20 protein-coding genes, 1 tRNA gene and 1 pseudogene are annotated in these 19,548 nt (G+C 49.7%); 14 read left to right on the forward strand and 8 right to left on the reverse strand.

Annotated features, from left to right (window positions below; translation table 11 throughout):
* Positions 1-211: 211 nt before the first annotated feature.
* Both C7B82_RS07955 and leuD read left to right on the forward strand, forming a co-directional pair.
* Entirely contained in the window at positions 212-2,257 is a 2,046-nt protein-coding gene (locus C7B82_RS07955; RefSeq protein ID WP_106255765.1) for a protein kinase domain-containing protein, read from the forward strand.
* Between the two features lie 108 nt (positions 2,258-2,365).
* Positions 2,366-2,971, forward strand: coding sequence for a 3-isopropylmalate dehydratase small subunit (leuD, locus tag C7B82_RS07960; RefSeq protein ID WP_106255766.1), 606 nt, complete (start codon positions 2,366-2,368; stop codon positions 2,969-2,971).
* A 7-nt stretch (positions 2,972-2,978) separates the two neighbouring features.
* Here leuD and C7B82_RS07965 read toward each other — a convergent pair whose 3' ends face one another.
* From C7B82_RS07965 to fraC, 3 genes are read right to left on the reverse strand one after another with little or no spacing between them, the layout of a single operon-like run.
* Entirely contained in the window at positions 2,979-3,752 is a 774-nt protein-coding gene (locus C7B82_RS07965) for an ABC transporter permease (RefSeq protein WP_106255767.1), read from the reverse strand.
* A gap of 57 nt (positions 3,753-3,809) precedes the next feature.
* Positions 3,810-4,967, reverse strand: a complete 1,158-nt coding sequence (locus C7B82_RS07970; RefSeq protein ID WP_106255768.1) for a DUF5357 family protein — start codon at positions 4,965-4,967, stop codon at positions 3,810-3,812.
* 15 nt (positions 4,968-4,982) lie between these two features.
* A complete protein-coding gene (fraC, locus tag C7B82_RS07975) occupies positions 4,983-5,540 on the reverse strand; it encodes a filament integrity protein FraC (protein ID WP_106255769.1) in 558 nt (185 codons plus the stop codon).
* 417 nt (positions 5,541-5,957) lie between these two features.
* On the opposite strand from fraC, the gene C7B82_RS07985 reads away from it, so the two are divergent.
* Together C7B82_RS07985 and C7B82_RS07990 are read left to right on the forward strand one after the other, a co-directional pair.
* Positions 5,958-6,263 (forward strand): hypothetical protein, encoded by a 306-nt coding sequence (locus C7B82_RS07985; protein WP_106255771.1) that lies wholly within the window; start codon positions 5,958-5,960, stop codon positions 6,261-6,263.
* Positions 6,264-6,364: 101 nt separating this feature from the next.
* A complete protein-coding gene (locus C7B82_RS07990) occupies positions 6,365-6,643 on the forward strand; it encodes a hypothetical protein (RefSeq protein ID WP_281258943.1) in 279 nt (92 codons plus the stop codon).
* A 139-nt stretch (positions 6,644-6,782) separates the two neighbouring features.
* On the opposite strand, the gene C7B82_RS07995 is transcribed toward C7B82_RS07990, so the two are convergent.
* Both C7B82_RS07995 and C7B82_RS32065 read right to left on the reverse strand, forming a co-directional pair.
* Positions 6,783-7,622, reverse strand: a complete 840-nt coding sequence (locus tag C7B82_RS07995) for a hypothetical protein (RefSeq protein ID WP_106255772.1) — start codon at positions 7,620-7,622, stop codon at positions 6,783-6,785.
* 225 nt (positions 7,623-7,847) lie between these two features.
* Positions 7,848-7,985: a hypothetical protein gene (locus C7B82_RS32065; RefSeq protein WP_181357399.1), complete on the reverse strand. Its 138-nt coding sequence runs from the start codon at positions 7,983-7,985 to the stop codon at positions 7,848-7,850.
* 330 nt (positions 7,986-8,315) lie between these two features.
* Between C7B82_RS32065 and C7B82_RS08000 the strand changes: the two genes are divergently transcribed.
* The 6 genes from C7B82_RS08000 (at position 8,316) to murJ (ending at position 16,230) form a co-directional block, all read left to right on the forward strand.
* Complete coding sequence (locus C7B82_RS08000; RefSeq protein WP_219904151.1) at positions 8,316-9,980, forward strand: GAF domain-containing sensor histidine kinase; 1,665 nt, start codon at positions 8,316-8,318, stop codon at positions 9,978-9,980.
* Positions 9,981-10,201: 221 nt separating this feature from the next.
* Complete coding sequence (locus C7B82_RS08005) at positions 10,202-10,750, forward strand: NYN domain-containing protein (protein WP_106255774.1); 549 nt, start codon at positions 10,202-10,204, stop codon at positions 10,748-10,750.
* A 69-nt stretch (positions 10,751-10,819) separates the two neighbouring features.
* Positions 10,820-10,891 (forward strand) — tRNA-Asn (locus C7B82_RS08010).
* A gap of 19 nt (positions 10,892-10,910) precedes the next feature.
* Entirely contained in the window at positions 10,911-12,125 is a 1,215-nt protein-coding gene (locus C7B82_RS08015; RefSeq protein WP_106255775.1) for an aminotransferase class V-fold PLP-dependent enzyme, read from the forward strand.
* A 598-nt stretch (positions 12,126-12,723) separates the two neighbouring features.
* Positions 12,724-14,349, forward strand: coding sequence for a hypothetical protein (locus C7B82_RS08025; protein WP_106255777.1), 1,626 nt, complete (start codon positions 12,724-12,726; stop codon positions 14,347-14,349).
* Between the two features lie 213 nt (positions 14,350-14,562).
* The gene (murJ, locus tag C7B82_RS08030; RefSeq protein WP_106255778.1) at positions 14,563-16,230 is read left to right on the forward strand and encodes a murein biosynthesis integral membrane protein MurJ; all 1,668 of its coding nucleotides are present in this window, start codon (positions 14,563-14,565) and stop codon (positions 16,228-16,230) included.
* Between the two features lie 63 nt (positions 16,231-16,293).
* Here murJ and C7B82_RS08035 read toward each other — a convergent pair whose 3' ends face one another.
* Both C7B82_RS08035 and C7B82_RS08040 read right to left on the reverse strand, forming a co-directional pair.
* Positions 16,294-16,602 (reverse strand): DUF3181 family protein, encoded by a 309-nt coding sequence (locus C7B82_RS08035; RefSeq protein ID WP_106255779.1) that lies wholly within the window; start codon positions 16,600-16,602, stop codon positions 16,294-16,296.
* Between the two features lie 226 nt (positions 16,603-16,828).
* A complete protein-coding gene (locus C7B82_RS08040) occupies positions 16,829-17,167 on the reverse strand; it encodes a 2TM domain-containing protein (protein WP_106255780.1) in 339 nt (112 codons plus the stop codon).
* A gap of 368 nt (positions 17,168-17,535) precedes the next feature.
* Between C7B82_RS08040 and C7B82_RS08045 the strand changes: the two genes are divergently transcribed.
* Entirely contained in the window at positions 17,536-18,051 is a 516-nt protein-coding gene (locus tag C7B82_RS08045) for a hypothetical protein (protein WP_106255781.1), read from the forward strand.
* Positions 18,052-18,070: 19 nt separating this feature from the next.
* On the opposite strand, the pseudogene C7B82_RS08050 reads toward C7B82_RS08045, so the two are convergent.
* Positions 18,071-18,205, reverse strand: a pseudogene (locus C7B82_RS08050) (transposase); the annotation flags it as partial.
* 276 nt (positions 18,206-18,481) lie between these two features.
* Between C7B82_RS08050 and C7B82_RS08055 the strand changes: the two are divergent.
* Genes C7B82_RS08055 through C7B82_RS08060 form a run of 3 tightly spaced genes read left to right on the forward strand, consistent with a single transcriptional unit; the run spans position 18,482 to position 19,498 of the window.
* Positions 18,482-18,820 (forward strand): helix-turn-helix domain-containing protein, encoded by a 339-nt coding sequence (locus C7B82_RS08055; RefSeq protein WP_106255782.1) that lies wholly within the window; start codon positions 18,482-18,484, stop codon positions 18,818-18,820.
* Positions 18,821-18,841: 21 nt separating this feature from the next.
* Positions 18,842-18,991: a hypothetical protein gene (locus C7B82_RS32070; RefSeq protein ID WP_181357400.1), complete on the forward strand. Its 150-nt coding sequence runs from the start codon at positions 18,842-18,844 to the stop codon at positions 18,989-18,991.
* Positions 18,992-19,009: 18 nt separating this feature from the next.
* Positions 19,010-19,498: a DDE-type integrase/transposase/recombinase gene (locus tag C7B82_RS08060; RefSeq protein WP_106255783.1), complete on the forward strand. Its 489-nt coding sequence runs from the start codon at positions 19,010-19,012 to the stop codon at positions 19,496-19,498.
* The last annotated feature ends 50 nt before the right edge of the window (positions 19,499-19,548 follow it).

Genomic DNA, 19,548 nt, shown 5'->3' on the forward strand with positions numbered 1-19,548 from the left:
TTAACCCAGAGAGAAAAGGAAGAAGAAAGAATAGGTTTTGAAAGAGTTTGAGCGCTTTTTATAAAGCAACAGCTCTAATGCCCACTCCTACACTAAATTGCGGATGACCACTTTTACGCTGAGTATGATGGAGACTGCGTAGAGCCAACCACACGATCGCCCCTCTCTGTGTTCAAAATCCCTCACCCTCTATCTTTTTTCTAAACACCCGATGAAATCTCTCTTTTGCAGCCAGGGGCACAACAATCCTGAAGAAAATCGTTTCTGTCGCTTGTGTGGTGAGAAACTGCTGCCTGTGCCAGTCGTCGTGCCGGGGGGCGGTATGACGAGTCAAACCGTTGGGTTGCGGTATCGGGTGCTGCGAGAGTTAGGGCAGGGTGGCTTTGGGCGCACCTACTTAGCAGAGGATACCAATCGGTTCCATGAGCTGTGCGTGCTGAAGGAATTTGCGCCGCAAGTGCAAGGTACCGAGGCCCTTCAGAAGGCTGAAGAACTCTTTGGGCGAGAAGCAGGCATTCTTTATAAGCTACAGCATCCACAGATTCCACGCTTTCGAGAGCTGTTTCAGGCAGATTGGCAAGGCAAAGGGCGGCTGTTTCTGGTACAGGACTACGTGGATGGTGAAACCTATCAAGCGCTGCTGCGATCGCGCCAGGCTCAAAAGCACTACTTCAATGAACCGGAAGTCACGCAACTGCTCTGCCAACTCCTTCCCGTGCTGGACTATATCCATCACAGTGGTGTTATTCATCGCGATCTGTCTCCCGATAATTTGATGCTGCGGAATGCCGATGGCTTGCCAGTGTTGATTGATTTTGGCGGCGTCAAGCAGGCGGCAGCGGAGGTGAATTCTCAGTTAGGTCGATCGCCAGCGGCTGTACCCGTTAACGTGACGCGTCTGGGCAAGATCGGCTACGCGCCAAATGAGCAGATGGATCGTGGCGAGGTCTTTCCCCACAGTGATTTGTACGCGCTGGCTGCAACAGTGCTGGTGCTGCTGACGGGCAAGGAACCCCAGGATTTGCTGGTCGGTAATCGTCGTCAATGGCAGCGACAGGTAAAGCTGAGCCCAAAGCTAGTTGCAGTCCTGAATCGGATGCTCGACCCCGATCCCGCAAAACGCTATCAGTCGGCGCAGGCAGTGATGGAAGCGTTGGGCGGCAGTCTGCCAGCCTCAGACGAGGATGAAACACAACCGCACAATGGCTACCGATCGCCAGCACCCTATCCAGCCACCCTGGCAGTGGCGCCAGCTCAGGTGGGATCATTTACTCAATCGTCAACTGTCTATCCACCGGCTAAGCGTCCTAGACGTGGATCTGGTTTGGGCGCGATCGCCCTCTTGTTTTTAGCCGCAGGCACTGCCTGGTTCACCTGGTGGATTGCCCACGACTGGCAGCCCACTAAACCCAAGCCTCAACCTGCAAAAACAGCTAACATCGACAACGCTGCCTCAGCGCCACAGTTCTCCCAGGCGGAGCAGAACCGCAAACAAGCGTTAAACCAGCGTCGTGAGGAGTTGGGCATTGACGCAGGCTTTCTCTCTACGTTGGTGAATGCCGCCTTTTATGCCAACTATCCCGATCGCAACGGAAAGCAACTCAGCAAGGATGCTGAGGATGCAGGTCTGCGAGCTGAATGGGACAAACTGGCGAATCAATGGTTAGATCGACTACAAACCATCAGTGCCGATGCTCGATCGCGCATGGGGAGCTATACCGAAGCCGATGTGCAGTCACGACAGGCAGCCGTCAACCAGCTTAACCTCAGCAGTCGGGCGCTGAATGATCTGACTGATGCACGCTTTTTCCACCTGTTTCCTGATCAACCACGCAAACAGAACCTTTTGAATCAGCCGATCGGTCAAGTTTGGCAGTCGATCGCGTCCGATCGACTGGATGCGGTGAAAACTGGCGCAGCATTGGAGACCATCAAATTCCCAGAAGGACGGTTTAACCAGCAAGTCAGTGGCACACTCAAAGCGGGTGAAGGTAAGGCATACATTGCCCAGCTAACTAAAGATCAGGTGATTCAGATTAAACTACAGACGAATCAAGCCACTCGCCTTTCCATCTATCCACCCACCAGCAAAGCCGCCGCTTTATTAGAAGATTCATCCAAAACAAGCTGGTCAGGCAAGCTAACAGAATCTGGCTTCTACGAAATGGTGGTTGTTTCCGATGCCTCTGGCTCAATCAGCTATGACGTGAGTCTTGCCGCTGCTGATAACATCTCCTCGCCTGACCCCGCACAGTAAGATAATTTCCCATGCATCCGTCTGTAGGCTCGTTCCAGGGAACGAGCCTACAGACGGTGCGCGATCAATCTGTTCTATACTAGATAGTCTTAAGTATCGGTATGTCCTATGGTGAGTGAAGTTACAGCGGTTTCTGGGCGCGGCATTCCTGTGGTTGGTAATGATATCGATACCGATCGCATTATTCCGGCACGATTTCTGCGTTGCGTGACGTTTGATGGGCTGGGTGCCGAAGTGTTTGCTGATGATCGCAAGCAAACGAATGGGCAACATCCGTTCGACCAACCCCAGTATCAGGGCGCAACAATTCTGGTAGTGAACAATAATTTTGGCTGTGGGTCGTCGCGAGAGCATGCACCGCAGGCACTCGCCAAGTGGGGCATCCAGGCTATCGTGGGCGAGAGTTTTGCCGAAATCTTTTTTGGTAACTGTGTGGCAATGGGTATTCCCTGCGTGACGGCTGATCGCGAAGCCGTGAAGCAATTACAAGCCGCGATCGCTGCCAACCCCGATGGTCCCGTTACCGTCAATTTAGAAACGTTAATGGTTCAGTACGGCGATATTTCAGTACCTGTAGTGATTGGTGAAGGCGTACGTCAAATGATGCTGAGCGGCACATGGGATGCCTGTGGACAACTGGTTGCTCAAGCCGAGCAGGTGAAAGCAACCGCGTCTCGCCTACCCTATGTGTCATGGAGCAAGCGGGCTAGCTAAACGCACGTTAAAACTCACGTAGCGAGAAGATCAGGGTTGCGATCGCCAGCAGCACGATAATGTAGAGAATGCCATAGCCAGCATTTTCTAAGAGCAAGTTGAGACCGGGCAGTTGACCATAGACTGCCTGGTTTTTTAGATCCAGCCGTGCCAGGTCGGGAAGGATCAGATAAAGGCTTTTGGTAAGATTCTCCACTGCCGGATTTTGACTGAGGGCACCCAACGTCACTAAGTCGCGGCTGAAGTTGCCCATAAAGTAAACCGCAAATGTGAGCAGCGTTGCCAAAAGTGAGCTGGTGAAGACACCAAACGCGATCGCCACAGCCGTCAGCAACGAAAGCTGAAGAAACAGATAGACGGACGAAACCAGAATGCTGCCGACTGGAAAGGCCACGCGATCGACGACTAAGACGGCCATATAAATGGCGGTCATGGCTGCAACCAATACTGCCAGCACTGCCGATAGGCCTAAATGCTTGCCCACAATCAACTCGGCGCGGCTGATGGGTTTGGCAATTAGCACCAGCACTGTGTGTTTTTCAATTTCTTTATTGATTAGTCCAGTGCCAACAAAAACGGCAATCACTAAGCCAAGCAAGCTCATGGCTGCCAAGCCAACATCGAGCAAAATCTTCTGGTCAGTGGTTGCCGCAATTTCGGGCAGCAAACGGACGCAAGCAATGAGAAAAAGAGCAAATAAGCCAATTAAATACAGAACGCGATCGCGCATCACCTCACGAAACACGTTAGTCGTAATAACTAATGTTCTAGCAGCGTTCATAACTTTAGCGGTTGCACCGATGGGTTTTAGAGCGTGGACGATGAAAGCAAACCATGATCAAATCCCCACATCTGGTTGTCCGGCCTTTGGAGTCGTCACAGCATCACATGTCACTCTGGCAATCTGAGTCGAAGTGACGGTTCGCGCTAGCGATCGTCGTGGATCAGATAGTCGAGTGATTTGACAGGGCTTCATCAAATAATACCCAGAACCATCAGCCGATGGGCCTTGCCAGATCGCCATCAGTTGAAGCTGATATTCTGTCCTTGGCAAGACCTGTCCGTCCAATTGCCACAGCTCATTTTCCTTGACTAGAGGCAGTCGGCTCATAACAGTTGCTTCTACTTGCTGCATTCTTGGCTTCAAGTCAAACAGCCATCGCTCCGCCTGAGACCAGGGTTGTCCATCCAACTGTTCTTTCACGATCGTCTCAGCCTGATCCAAAATCGTCGCGCCGCGAGACGACGGACGGTTACCGGTAAACTTAACCACAAACGCACTTCTGCTTAAATCCTCCGTGAGAAGGCTAGGATAATCAACCAACCAGGATTGCGTCAGAAAAAAGAGCTGAAACCAACAGCTCACAAGAAGGTTGGTCAGCAATAAAATCACGAGCTCTTGACGTCCAGCCGGGTCAGGGGTTTTGTAATGAGGCCCAACCGCAATAAATTTTGGTAAGGCGGCAATGATGGCTGAAATCGGTGGCCAACAGATGAAACCAATGGAGATGCGATTCTCCGGCAACTCTGAAAACAGCAGCAGACAGACTAATGCGCCTGTAATCCAGGGCCCTAGCCAGATGCCATTGACGGTTAAGCCCTTTTTAACATTAATCTTCAGCTTAAAGACCTCGAACTTCTCTTCATGCAGAAACCAATGAACGCCCGGAATGAGAAAAAACCAGGCACAGGTGGCAATAAAACCTTGAATAAAGAGGCTCTCTGGCAGGAGCGACATCGCCCAAGAAAAAATGCTAATCCAAAGCAGCGATTGCCAGGAATCTGGTTTCGGTGGCGTCAGAGTTTTACGTAACTCCTTAAAAATTTCGTCAATGCTGAGGATGGAAAGAATAAGATTGCCAACGGCAAGTCTAAAGACTAGATTCGCAATAATAACAGTGAGTAACACCACCCAAAAGACCGTTTGCCAGGAGTCAAAGCTGGGTGGAATCAATGCTCTGAAGAATTGTCCTAAAAAGTTAAAGAAATCTGCCATGCGACCTAAAGCGACCTAATGAGAAATATAAGACTGTTCAATTAAACGAAGGAAGAGCAGCAGCAGAATCACGCTAAAACTAACAGCATTGGCAACAAGAACGGCATAAACTCTACTATTGCTCCGAAACCCAATCAATGGCCCTTGCCGACCGCGGAACCTTACAGGCTTTGTTTCGATCGCGTTGGTTGGCTTCTGGTTCTTTTCTAAGAGAAGCTCCAATAAATCTAAGCCCTTTAGCTTAATCAAAAAGGTACCTAGAAACATACCCAGCGTAAACACTACCAGGACAGGAGCCACATTCAGCAGCAACGGATCGGTATTAAAATGTTCAAAAAAGATAAAGCTGATCAACTGCATGCGCCACGTCACAGGTAGCAAGGGCTGGCTAATAAAAAAACACAGCCAACCAACAAAGGTGGAAAGCAGATTGACGCTGATGGCATACTGCATGCTGGTTTTGTAGTCCAAACTCAGCGTTCTGTAAAGAACCAACGCTTCGAGGGCGATCGCAATCAACAAAAACAGCGCTTGAAAAACCACTGCTCGGAGTGGCAGAATCTCAAAAACCATTACTCCTTTCCTTCAAGGGCTGGTCAGGCGCTTATTGACAATTGATCAGTACCAATATGATCAGTATCAGTATTTTAGCCATGCCGACCGCTATTGCTTGATGTTAGACCAATAATTTTGCTGCCATTTGGGTGCGATCGCGCATGGTAAACCTGGGAAGTGCATGATCGTCCACGCTGACTGAATTTACAGCGGTTTTCAGATCAGTAAGCGACAGGCTTTGGGTGTCGGGTGTGATTAATTCAAATGAAACCGGCTGTAAGTAAAGAGCAGATCCCAAGTGCACGAGATCGCCCCTGCCAGCTCCTGACTCTGCTGTGGCATGGCAAAGATCATGACTCCTACCTCCCAACTCCCGACCCCATCCAGTGAATCATAAAGACCCCACCGAGCGGAATCTGCAGCGTCCCCAGCGTGATGAAAAACGGTTGGGGCTTAGACCTTCAACTTACAGTTGATCTCCCAGATCGACACAGGCGACTGGCAATTTTGAAGGTTTATAATGACGATCGTCCCTCGGTCTCCGTAGATCTAACTAGCTGGGCAGCCCAAACTGAAGGTTGGAATGGGGCAGATCTGGCGCTCCTGAGCAACCAAGCGGCACTGGAAGCCGTTCAGCGCTATCGAGCAGCAGATTGCACCGATCAGTCCACAATACAGATATTTACGGATGACTTCCTAGCCGCTTACCAATTACTGTCGAAACAACGTCAGTCGGTCTAGTGTTTCCCATTGGTGATTCTCGACGCATTCCCTTGATTCGGTTCCCTCTGAATCAAGGGAATGCTTTTCTTAAGCACTTTAAATTTCTCCACCATTTCGCCGTGCTACCAATGATCCCTGGACAGACATCCGACCTTGTACGCCAACATGCTCTCGCCACATTGACCGCTACGTTTATGGCGCAAGGGCACCCAACAGAGTATGCCAAGCAGATGGCAACTGCTGCCATTTTTCAAACCGATCTGGAACTACGCAACGCACAGCTGACGCATCTCTTGGGCTGGCTTAAGCAAGAGCACAGCGAACTTTACTCGCAGGCGTTAGGTCACTTAGAAAGTACCCGCGAAGCCTTTGAACAACGCCTACAAAGCGGTAGCTAGCTGCTTCAGTCGTCTCAGATAGCAGCGCGCCTAAAGCGGAGGAGCGGTCATCACAATGCAGGTCAGATGTAGCGGCACCTTGGCTGAGGAAAGTTAGCTGACTTTTTGATGTCTACGTATTAGTCGATCAGTTAATCGATCACTTAGCTTTAGCAGCAACAGCATTACCCATATACATGCCTCTCGCTGGGCTTTTCCACTTGCCTTTCGTCTTACCAACCGAGAGGATGTTGCTAAGAGAGCTCTTAGCCCGTTGATAGGAGTCGTTGGACAAGCCGTGATATAGCTCAGCCATGATAGCGTCTGTATTCAACGGTTTTGTAGCGTTCTTTAAGATTTCACCAACGGCCTCAGTCATTGATTTGTCTTGAAAGCCAGTTTGCAAAAACTTCTGAAAACCAGATAAAGGCGCTTTACTTGCCTCACTGCTGGGTGCGGTCGATCGGACTGGCTTTTCTGCCTTAGCAGTACTAGGCTTTGCAGCCGCAAGTTTAGTGTCCTGCTTTGGCTTTGAGGACTGACTTTGTTGCCGTTTCCCCCGTTTTGGTGGTGCTGACGTAGCAGCATTCGGCACGGATGCTGCTGCTGGAGCAACAACCGATGAACCTGTTGGCGCAGCCGCACTGACAGTTGGATTGTTGCCATTTGCAGCAGCCAGTTCTGCTGGTGCAGGCGGTGGTGCTGTAGCCTGACTCACACTGGACAATACAGCTTCTGCAACGGAGGAGGCGCTGACTTCACTGGCACTTGCTGTAAGCCCCGGTGTGGAAGCGGTATAAGAAGGTGCTATGCCCAGCCCCGCTGCTTCAGACAGTAAGGTTTCAATGCCTTGAAGTTGAATCGTCTTTTGCTGGACTTGCTCGTTCACCCAATGGAGTTCGTGGCTCAAGTGTTCTTTCACCTTCTGCAATGATGCCACAAAGGCAACCGCCTCATCTTTAGCTAACGTTTGCAGATAAGAAACATGAGAATTAGCCACAACAAAATCCTTGACTAGTTGATATTTTTGATTCTACTCCACACTTCCATCATCGGCACACCGAATCGATGAATGATTTTACGGGGCTTTTAACACGGCAAAATGCTGATTAAAGCTTCGTTTCTATTATCAGCACCGCGATCGATGGATGGTTTTATGAGGCTTCTGAACATCATAGAATGCTGATAGAGGGTTTCTATTGGGATGGTGAGAAGCCTTCTAGTATCAGCCCATGATCAGCAGTCGGATCAAAGACGATCGCTCACTACTGAATGATTGAGTCACTGCTTGAGTCGCGTTCACAAATAATTTGGGACGGCTGAACACATTAGGACGACTGTACACAGTGATTTGTGCCGACATTACCGACTAACACACGCGATTCATGACGCTATTGCACGCCAGGATAAAGCACACGTTGGGGAGCTTGGCACTGTAGAACGACGAAGCGGGAACCATACACTGTTTTTTCTTAACAACCATATGGATTTCATTGCGTAAGTGCCGCTGTCCGTTCAATTGAGACAGGTGCTTGACTCTCTGACACCTTTTATACGCGGCTTATTGCATCTCTGTATACATTCACAGTGGCTGATAATGATGGGCAAATGCTAAGGTCTGGGGCATCGTTTGATCGGTTTGGGGGATAAGTCGGTGGCTTTATTTGGGCTGAACCTACAGATGATACGCCTCATGCTTACCCCTGATTGGATGAGTACTGATCCACAGTCGTTGCTTTATGGAAGTGCGATCGCCAGTCTGTTGCTACTGTCTTTGTCTCTTGTGTACAAGCTTCAACGGCACAAGCAATTAAGTGAACGACTGCTTGAACAAACACAAAACGAACTCAAACGTCAAAACTGGGATCTGGAACACCATGTTCAGCAGCGCACGGCTGCACTGCAACATCTTACCGAGCAGCAGCAGGCGTTGGCAGAGGTCATTAGTAAGATCCGGTCTTCACTAGAGCTAGACACCATTTTTAAGCTGGCAGCAACCGAAGTGCGTCAATTGCTTAATGTCGATCGTGTCGGTGTCTTCTCTTTCTACCCTGACTCCGGCTTTAACGACGGCGAATTTGTTTCTGAGTCAGTGCTGCCTCCCTATCCATCTGCTTTAGACATCCACATCCATGACCGCTGCTTTGGAGAAAAGTATGCGGCTCTTTATCAGAAGGGTCACATCCAGGCAGTAGCAGATATTCTTACGGCAGGTTTAGCAGACTGCCATGTTTCAGTCCTGACTCAGTTTCAGATTCGAGCCAATCTGATTGTGCCGCTACTCAAAGGCGATGTGCTGTGGGGACTGTTATGCATCCATCAATGTTCTGGTCCACGGGATTGGCAAGCAGCCGAGATCAAATTTGTTAGCCAAATTGCGACCCAGCTTGGTGTGGCGCTTTACCAGGCAGACCTTCTCAAGCAGACGCAACAGAAGACGCAGCAGCTAGAGCAAACCCTGCAGCAACTACAGCTCATGCAGCTTCAACTGGTGCAAAGTGAGAAGATGTCTTCCCTGGGACAGCTAGTGGCGGGCGTTGCGCATGAAATCAACAATCCTGTCAACTTCATCTATGGCAATCTTGCCCATGTTGATCATTACACGCAGGATTTGATCGATTTATTGCAATTCTACGAAGAAACCTATCCATCCCCAGCAGCGGCAGTGCAGGGAAAGATGACATCGATTGATCTGGATTTCATCATGGCAGACTTGCCCAAATTATTAGCATCAATGAAAGTGGGTACAGACCGCATTCGTGAAATCGTCTTGTCGTTACGGAACTTTTCGCGGTTAGACCAATTTGAAGTAAAACCGGTAAATCTTCACGAAGGCATTGACAGTACGCTGATGATCCTGCAGCATCGCTTGAAGCCAATGTCCAGTCAGCCAGGGATTGAAGTGATCAAGCAATATGGTGCATTGCCGCCTGTGGAGTGTTTTGCGGGTCAGTTAAATCAGGTATTCATGAATCTGTTGTCGAATGCGATCGATGCGTTGCAAGACGGGTGGATCGACTCTGAAAGGCAAACATTGGAACGCAAAGCTGGCGTGATCACCATTCAGACACAGGTGCTTGACTCAAACCGAGTCCAAATCTTGATACGAGACAACGGCCCTGGCATTTCAGAGGCGGTTCAGCGCAAATTGTTTGATCCGTTCTTCACGACAAAGATTGTTGGTAAAGGGACTGGGCTGGGGCTTTCTATCAGCTATCAAATTGTTGAACGACATGGCGGAACCCTAAGCTGTGTATCAGCACCTGGGCAAGGAGCAACGTTTTACATTGAGATTCCCGTCACGCAAGCATCCGGCAAAGGGCGCTCTGACAGCCACAAGACAGAGCTTGTTTCTTAAGGTAGGCCAACGCTCAATCAGTTCTTGTATAGCTATAGCCATACTGGTTAGGACGGGGTGCAGGGGTAGAAACCCTGACTGGGGGCACGCCCCCACTCCCCCTTTGATCCCAATGTCCTAAGCTTTGTGACAACAGCCATAACAGAACTCAACGAAATGTGTGATGATTAAATTAGTTAAAGGTTAAGCGAATGCCAGCCCTACCGTTTTTCTCTTAAGCTATGCTGCGACCATCCCCACAAGCTGTACTCCTAGTTGATGGCTACAACATCGTTGGGTTGTGGGCTGATTTGCGGGAGGTGCGCGATCGCGATGGCCTGGAGCCCGCACGCCGACATCTCATAGAGGCACTGACAGGCTACAGCGCCTTTCAAGGGTTTGACACCCAGATTGTTTTTGACTCGCAATATCGAGAGACGGGCAGTAACCGCGAAATCATCACGCCCAATTTATCCGTTCACTACACAGATTTTGGGCAAACGGCAGATACCTATATTGAGAAAGCATGTGCTGACTTTCGGTATGACATGCGCAAGTTTCAGCAACGGCTGATTGTGGCAACATCTGATCGGGCACAACAGCTAACGGTGGTGGGTTACGGGGCTGAGTGGCTGTCAGCCGAGCGGCTGGGTGCAGAAGTTGAGGCGATCGCACGTCGAGTGCAGCGCCAGCAAAAAAACTCTAAAAAGCCCTCTAGCCGTTTCCTTGCTCACGCCTTAGATCCGGCTGCTCAACAGCAATTGTCAAAGTTACGCTTTGGCAAATTTTAAAAAACTCTAGCTGAATGCTTGTCAAATGAGTCAAATTATCGGTACTATGGGATGCGCGACGTAGAGCATTCCTCAGTAGCTCAGTGGTAGAGCGATCGACTGTTAATCGATTGGTCGCAAGTTCGAATCTTGCCTGGGGAGTTTGACTGAAGGATGAGGGATGAAGGATGAGTTGACAGCCTTGAATCCTTCTAGTAAACAGCTACTGGGCTATTGGTCGCTTGATCCAGCGATCACATTTTTGAATCACGGTTCATTTGGAGCCTGCCCTTTGCCTGTGTTGGCGGCGCAAGAGCGTTGGCGATCACGAATGGAGCAACAGCCGCTCCAGTTTTTTGGTCGGGATCTGGAAGCGCTTCTGGATCAGGCTCGTGCTGAGTTAGCGGCCTTTGTGGGTGCTCACTCAGAGGATTTGGCCTTTGTACCGAATGCAACGACGGCAATTAATACAGTCTTGCGATCGCTTCAATTTGCACCAGGTGATGAACTGCTCACGACGAGTCAGGAGTACAATGCCTGTCGCAATGCGCTCCACTACGTGGCAGACCGGTATGGCTTGACGATTGTGGTCGCAGAGGTACCGTTTCCCATTGATGCGCCAGAACAGGTGGTAGAGGCGATTGTCGGCTGCCTTTCTGCCAAAACCCGACTGGCACTTATTGACCATGTGGTGAGCCAGACGGGGCTCGTTTTTCCGCTAGCTGAACTGGTGCAAGCACTTACTCATCGAAGCGTTGAGACGCTGGTCGATGGTGCTCATGCGCCGGGAATGATGCCCCTGGATCTACAGGCTCTTGGGGCTACGTATTACACAGGTAATCTGCATAAATGGGTTTGCAGTCCGAAAGGGGCAGCTTTTTTATACGTCCAGCGCGATCGCCAAACAGCCATTCGCCCGCTCACGATCAGCCACGGTGCCAATTCTCCCCGCACCGATCGCAGTCGCTTTCGGCTGGAGTTTGACTGGACTGGCACCGATGACCCAACTGCTTACCTGTGCATTCCAGAGGCAATCCGTTTGATGGGATCGCTGCTGCCTGGAGGGTGGGATGAGCTGATGGCAAGAAATCATGCGTTGGCGATCGCGGCTCGTCAGGCACTCTGCGAAACGCTCAAGCTAACGCCACCCTGCCCCGATGCCATGCTTGGCTCCTTGGCAGTGCTTTCGTTGCCCGACGGTAATCCCCAGGGTCTACAAGATGCCTTGCTAGAGCGGTATCAGATTGAGGTGCCCATCGTTCCTTTCCCGACTTCTACTAGCCGCTTAGTACGCATCTCAGCACAGGTTTACAATCGACTGGAGCAATACACGTTTTTAGGGACGGCGATCGCAGCGTTGCTGCATGAAGAAATCAGTCATAGTGTAAACAAATAAAACTGAAAAGCTACGTTTGTTTAAATAAAATAAATCGTTAAGGGAACCCACCTTGGCATTCGCTTAACAGTGAAGTCCGTTGACAGACTCAGACGACCTTAGCTGCTTGCCTAACACTGGTAAACATTGGCACCGATGAATACACAATTCTCAGGAGGCTTTCGGGTCTGGCATCAGAAAACGCCTTGTCTCTATTTTTTACTTCCTTTATCCTGAAGATCAGTTCTTTGCACTTTTGTATCGTTCGCCTTTTCAGATTCGGACGTTTAGATTCACACGGTTCTTTACCCATTCAAATCAGAGGTGCTACATGAGCGCATGTCCTTGCTGTGGTGAAGTATTGCTACGCCATGTCCGCCATTCTGAAGTTTATTGGTTCTGCACTCATTGCTGGCAAGAAATGCCAGTTCTAGCGTTAGACATAGCGAATACTCATCGCGACTTTCCCAAGCGATTGGGGTTGAAAGCTCTGCTGGCTTCGCGATCTCAGCTCATAGGTTAGCTGAAATAATTTTGGTGACATTTTTAAGAAGGAGCCCAATCCATATCGTATAGTACGCATGCTTATGCCGTAGTTCGCTATTGAAAGCCATTAAGCATGAACTTACCTTTTATTCTCGATATTGGTATTGGGCTATTCTCTATTTACTTAACCCTGAGCCTTTTTGCCTCTGAACTTCAAGAGCTAATGACCACGGTTTTGCAGTGGCGAGCACAGCACCTCAAACAGTCGATCGAGACGCTTTTAGCTGGCGAAAGTAAGCCTATACCCAATCAAACCGCAGCAGAGATTCAGATCGTTCGCTCTCAGATTGTTCATTCGAAAGAACTGGCTAATCAGCTCTACAAACATCCGCTGATTCGCTCACTCGACCATGAGTCGAAGGGCTTAATTGGACGTATCGCTGAGCAAGTCAGTCAATGGACAAATACAGCCAAAATATTTTCAGGGAAAGCGAGCGGCCCCTCTTATCTACCTTCAGATGTATTTTCTGTTGCTTTATTAGAAACATTGAAAACTGGAGAAGTGGCTCAAACGCTGAGTGAACAGAAGCTGAAGAAATTTGTTGATGGAACGTTAATAAACTCTGTTGTTGAAATCATTAATTTTTTGAGGCACGGTGCAGCAAACGAATCATTGCTAGACCGTGAACTGCAAATGTTTCAGGCTGAAGTGCATGGCCTTATGCAAGCATTTAGCAACCGCCAGACACCTCTAACGGATAGCTTTAATCAGATAGCTAGTGCGGTCAAGCGTTTTCTTTTAGCGTCTGAAGCGGTGCTACCTGATCACGATTCTCAAAGCCATGTATTCCTCAAGCAACTAGCCGCGATCGAGCAAGAGATCCCCAGTTTATTGAAGCAAGTAGACCCCAGTATTGTCGAAGTCATGTCTGAACTAAACAATATGGCGTGGGTGGTGGAATCGTTTCAAACAGCAAAGGGTGACTATCAAACGATCGTTGAACAACTGCCTGATAAAACCTTGCAAAAACGCTTCCAGGCTGGGTATGATTTGATACATGTTGTGAACCAGACCGTAAAAGACTCAAGCCAGGGGCAAGACTCGTTTCAGACTACGCTGACTCACCTTGTGCCTAATCTGCGCGATAGCCTCACGATGCTAGCGAAGCAAGCACAACAAAAGATCGAGACACCCGATCAGGGCGCGAACCAGTTGCAAAAAGAAGTGGCGCTTTGGTTCGATCGCTCGATGGATCGTAGTGCTGGTGTCTATAAACGCAACGCTAAAGGCGTCGCAATCATCATTGGCTTGCTGATTGCTGTTATTACTAACACCGATACGCTACATATCATCAATCAACTGGCACAAGACTCAACCCTTCGCGACGCCTATAGTCAAGTAGCTAGTGAGTTAGTGAGTCGCAATCCTAGCGCGATCGTTTGTCTGCAAGCCGAGCAGGGCGAAGCGGCCCAGGTAGACTGCCTGAATAATGAAATGATGGCTTTGCATAACACCATTAACAGCATCACCAACGTGCCGATCGGCTGGAATGCCTCCAATTGGCGGCAGCAGTGGCAGTCTCAACCAGAAGGAGCCTGGTTAGGTAGTCTTAAAATCTTAGGTGGTTGGCTGGTCAGCGCGATCGCCATTTCGATGGGTGCGCCCTTCTGGTTTAATTTACTCAACAAAGTAATCAACGTCCGTAACAGCGGCAAACCCCCAGCCTCAACCAGCCAGACTCAATCAAGTTCTAGTTGAGGAGAGAGGGATGAGGGGATGAGGGGATGAGTTTTGAGTTGAAAGAGAGGAGGGAGGTGAGAGGTGAGAGGTGTGAAGAGAGTTTAGCCTTTAGCCTTTAGCCTTCCTACTCCCCACTCCATACTCCCTACTCCCCACTCCCTACTCCCAATTTCATAACCGCTCCCCAATTCGCGCTTAAATAGATGAAGCCGTTTCGCTGTAATCGTTTACGTGACTGAATCGAACAAGCCGACTCGTTCTCTGGCAAAAGTCGCTGGAATTGTGGCGGTTGCCACCTTCATCAGCAAGATTTTTGGTCTGGTACGACAGCAGGCGATCGCGGCTGCGTTTGGTGTGGGTCCTGCTTATGGGGCTTACAACTTTGCTTACGTCATTCCAGGTTTTTTGCTGATCTTGTTGGGTGGTATTAATGGGCCATTCCACAGCGCGATCGTGAGCGTCCTGGCAAAGCGTAAGCAGAATGAAGTCGCGCCCATCATGGAGAGCATTACAACGTTGGTCGTTGGCCTTTTGCTGCTCGTGACGATCGGGCTTGTTATCTTTGCCGACCCTTTAGTGCATCTGGTTGCACCAGGACTATACATCACCCAGGCACAAGCAGCAGCGCAAGGCACCGATGCCGCTACGTTTCAGGTGCTACAGCAAACTAAAGAGATTGCGGTGCAGCAGTTTCGCATCATGGCACCGATGGCAGTGCTGGCAGGGCTGATTGGGATTGGCTTTGGGGCTTTGAATGCGGCTGATCAGTATTGGCTACCGTCGATCAGCCCGCTGTTTTCGAGCGTAACGATGTTAATTGGTTTGAGTGGGCTGGCGCTCTATTTGGGCGATAAAGTCGCGTTGCCACAGTATGCAGCTTTGGGCGGGGCGGTGTTGGCATGGTCAACGCTGGCAGGAGCGGTGTTGCAGTGGTTAGTCCAGCTTCCAGCCCAGTGGAAGTCAGGGATTGGGGGCTTTCGGCTGCGCTTCAACTTCCGTCAACCGGAGGTGCAGGAAGTCATCAAAATCATGGTGCCAGCGACATTTTCGTCTGGCATGATGCAAATTAACGTCTGGACCGATCTGTTTTTTGCGTCCTTCATTCCAAATGCCGCAGCAGCCGTGTCTGCAATGGGCTATGCCGGACTGCTGGTGCTTACTCCCTTAGGCATTCTCTCCAATGCGATTCTGGTGCCGCTTCTGCCGACATTTGCCAAGCTGGCTGCGCCCGAAAGCTGGCCAGAATTGAAGGTACGCATCCGCCAGGGATTGCTAACCACCGCTGCTACCATGCTGCCCGTGAGTGCGCTCATGATGGCGCTGGCGTTTCCCTTATCACGCGTCGTCTACGAACGGTACGCCTTTAAGGTCGAAGATTCATCTCTGACGGCTTCAGTGCTGGTTGCTTATGCGTCGGGTATGTTCTTTTACCTATCACGAGACGTCCTGGTGCGCGTGTTCTACGCGTTAGAGGATGGCGATACGCCCTTTCGCATTAGCGTCGTCAATATTTTTCTCAACGCCGTATTAGATTTCTTCCTGGTGAAACCGCTGGGCGCTCCGGGTCTTGTCTTAGCAACGGTAAGCGTAAACGCCATTTCGATGGTGGCGATGCTGTGGATCTTAAACCGTCGCCTGGGTGGATTACCGCTACGATCGTGGTTTGCCCCTCTGATAGGGCTGACGATCGGCAGCGTGATCGGTGGCTTTACGGCTTGGGGCACACTACAGGCCAGCCAAAGCATTCTGGGACAGAATGGTCTTCTTCTCTTGCTCTTCCAACTTTGCCTGGCGGGAGCCTTAGGGCTAGGTGTTTTTGTGCTGATTGCTACTCAACTCAAAATACCGGAGGTAAATCAAGTGGTCGATCGTTTGAAGCAACGTCTTTTCAGGCATTAAAGGCTTCAAGTTTTGAGTGCCTCTAAATCAACTCAAAACTTGAAACTTGAAACTTAAAACTTCCTAAAGCTTTCGCTGGAATTCCTCCAGCAGATCAATTAAGTTAACCTGGCATTGCATCGGTAGTAGGTCTGCCAGGGGTACTTCGCGTTTTCCACCACCCAATTTCACGGGAATTTTCTGTAGCACCTGAACCACATCTTCTTCCACAATGGCTTTAGCTGTAACCATCGGATAGAGTTGCTCTGCTAGCACCGTGTGGAGATGGGCATTGGACAGGTAAAGATGCCACTTTGCCACATCGATATAGATATTTTCGCCAATCTCAGCAGCAAGCGCTTCGATCGCTTCGGTAGAACTGGTTTGTGCCATTGCAGTAACCTCCAGATTTTTCTTGATGAGCGGCTATTAAGCAACAGTAGCGCTCTGATTGTCATAAGTAGTCTCATGTGCCGTAAGCAGACTCTCACAATCAAACAGCATGACTGTTGAGTAGGATTGGCATCAAAGCGTTTGCAGATGACTGGTAATTGGCTAAACGGTAAAGAGTGCAACCGATAATGACCGATCAACCCTTTACCAGCCATCTCTATGAGCCTTATTTGTTTGCTTTAGGTGCACCTGCCGAGACTTTTGGCTTGAAACCTGTACCAGCGTTGGTGATAGTGGGGATCGGCTCCGAGTAGTTGGCGATCGCAAAAATGAAGACCGCATGGGCCACTAGAAAGGCGCCCCAGCCGAGCGTGATCCAGGGAGTCCAGGGCAGCCCTCCAGGCGTATCAAGTGGAGACGTCTTTTCACCTAGAAGGCGGAAAAACCAGAGGCCAGAGTTTGTAGCTGCAAAAATAGCCACATGGATCGCAAAGTTCATGCGATCGTCCAACTTACGGTAAGCGGGATCATTACGATCGGGTTGACGGGGCCAGCGAGGAGGCATAGGTCGTGAAGCTGCTATGAATAATTGAATTGCTCAGTCTACTTCTAGAGTAACGAAGCAAGCCTCTGAATGATCAGATTTTTTAGGGTTTAAGCGAGCAACCTGGATCATGCTACAGTTTGCAGCTCGATGTTCTATGCTAATAGCCATATGGGTTACGACAGGATGTAGGGGTGAAACCCCTGGCTAGAGCAACGCTGCTTCACCCTTTGATCCCAATGTCCTAAGCTCTGTGGCAACAGCGATACATAGCTAAAGACGTAGCTAAAGAATTGATTAAATTGCTGCTCAAACTAGACTCTGCTACCCAATGAGTAAGGTTAGAATTCAAGCAGAGATTACTGCCGCCCTCACACCGGACTAAGTTTGTGACCATCGCACGTTTTTTTCGTGGAACGACGCTCAAGCGCCGCCTGACTCATTTGGCGATCGTGGTTCTTCCCGATGAAGCATCCGCCTTCCAGGCCTATCGCTTGCTTCACTACCACGGCATTTCCCCAGAAAATCTAGCGATCGTGGGTGAAGGTTACAGCAGCCCCGAACGGGTTGGCTTAATGGCACCGCTACACATTGCGTTCCAAAAAGCCCGTAGTTTCGGTGTTACGGCTGCTTGCTCAGGCATCATTCTGAGCTTAGTTGCTTCGCTAGTCTTAATGCCAGGGTGGAACACAGCGCTGGTCGTGCTCATAACAGGGGTTCTTAGCGGTAGCTGTGCTGCCATTCTGGGTGGCTTGTTTGGCTTCTTGGGGGAAGGCAGTACCGCTAGCATTTACCGTCATCACCTGAACCACGGACGCTACTTACTACTCATTGAGGGACCCGAAAAGCTGGTTCACTCGGGGCAGGAGGTTCTAGGCAATTATTCAGCTACCAGCCTGTATTAGGAGGCAGAAGAGTTGGAGACTACGCTAGCCTTCTAAGCATGAGGCGAATCATTGCGACATAGATAAAGGTTTCAGCAGTCTCTGGCAAGACTTCGTAGTCTTTGGCTAAGCAGTGTGACCAATGGAGCCAGCCCCACGTGCGTTCCATCACCCAGCCACAATGCCGCCCTAGAATTTCTGTAGAGCGGCAAATTGTTTGTCAATTCCGACAAATCATTTGTCAATCTCATTGATCGCCTAGACTCCTTCTACACTAGCACTTTCAACCGCTCTGAAGCTTCAAACGTATGAGCAACCGATAACGACAAATTCCATGTCCATTCTTAAGCCTTCCGACGAATTCTACGTCCTTTCTTAAGTTGAACGACATAATCTTTGTCCATTCTTCAGCAGCCTGATATGGTATTTTTGTACTATTTAGTAACCGCTTATGTCTCCCCATCCAACAGGGTTTGAGATTTCAGTGGATGATGAGGACTTGTTTGTCACACAGGAAGGCGATGAGGACCTTGCAGAAGAACCATCTGATAATGCTTTAAGCGAGCAGAACTCCAGTTTCTTCCTCGAAGATAAGCCAATGGCATTCCTCGATCAGCGGTTTGTAGAGGATGACGAACTCAGGCTATCGGGTGAACAACGACTCAAGCTAGAAATCATTCGCAGCTTACGGGAACCTTGCGATCGCTTGGCTTACGGCAAGAAGTTAAGCGAAGCCGCTAAGAAGCTGGGCAAATCTGAACGCACAGTCAGACGGTTGATCAAGGCTTAGGAAAGTGCCGGTCTGGCTGTCTTGGAACCTCAGGATAGAGCGGACAAGGGACGACCGCGTAAGAGTGAGTATTGGTATAGCCTCAGCGTCAAAACTTACAAAGCGGGTAATCGGGGGAGCGATCGCATGCCCCGATTACAGGCGGCTGAAGCGGTAAAAGTGCAGGCTTAGGAGCTAGCCAAAAAAGAGTTGAAGGCTGAGATTACCGCGTTAGAGGCACAGGGCTTAGAAGGTGAAGTGCTCGATCGGGCTAGTGGCAAGTTGATTGAGTCCAGGGGCCAAGGACAGGGCTTTCAGTACTGGGAGAAATATGGTAGACCACCCAGTACAAGGACTGTAGAACGATGGTTGAAGCCCATTGAGGAGAAAAGGTATCAAGCAAGTAACAGTCGTAGCCCCGGTTGGCATAGCTCAGAATTGGTTCTGAATACGCGAGACGGTCAACAAATTGCGGTTAAGTCTAGTAATCAGGTTTGGCAGACGGATCATACAAAAGCGGATGTGCTGCTGGTGGATGAAGAAGGGGAGGAAATTGGTCGTCCTTACCTCACCACGGTGATTGATTGCCACTCTCGCTGCATTGTCGGGATTCGCTTAGGACTGGCAGCACCCAGTTCTCAGGTGTTTGCTTTAGCGCTCCGTAATGCGATTGGCTCAATAGGGATTCCAGGGAGTTAAGCAAGTAGGTTCTCCAACAAAGCAGTGAGTAAAACTTTGCCTCGCTTTTT

Origin of the sequence: Stenomitos frigidus ULC18 (assembly GCF_003003795.1) — a bacterium.
Classification (GTDB): Bacteria; Cyanobacteriota; Cyanobacteriia; order Leptolyngbyales; family Leptolyngbyaceae; genus Stenomitos; species Stenomitos frigidus_A.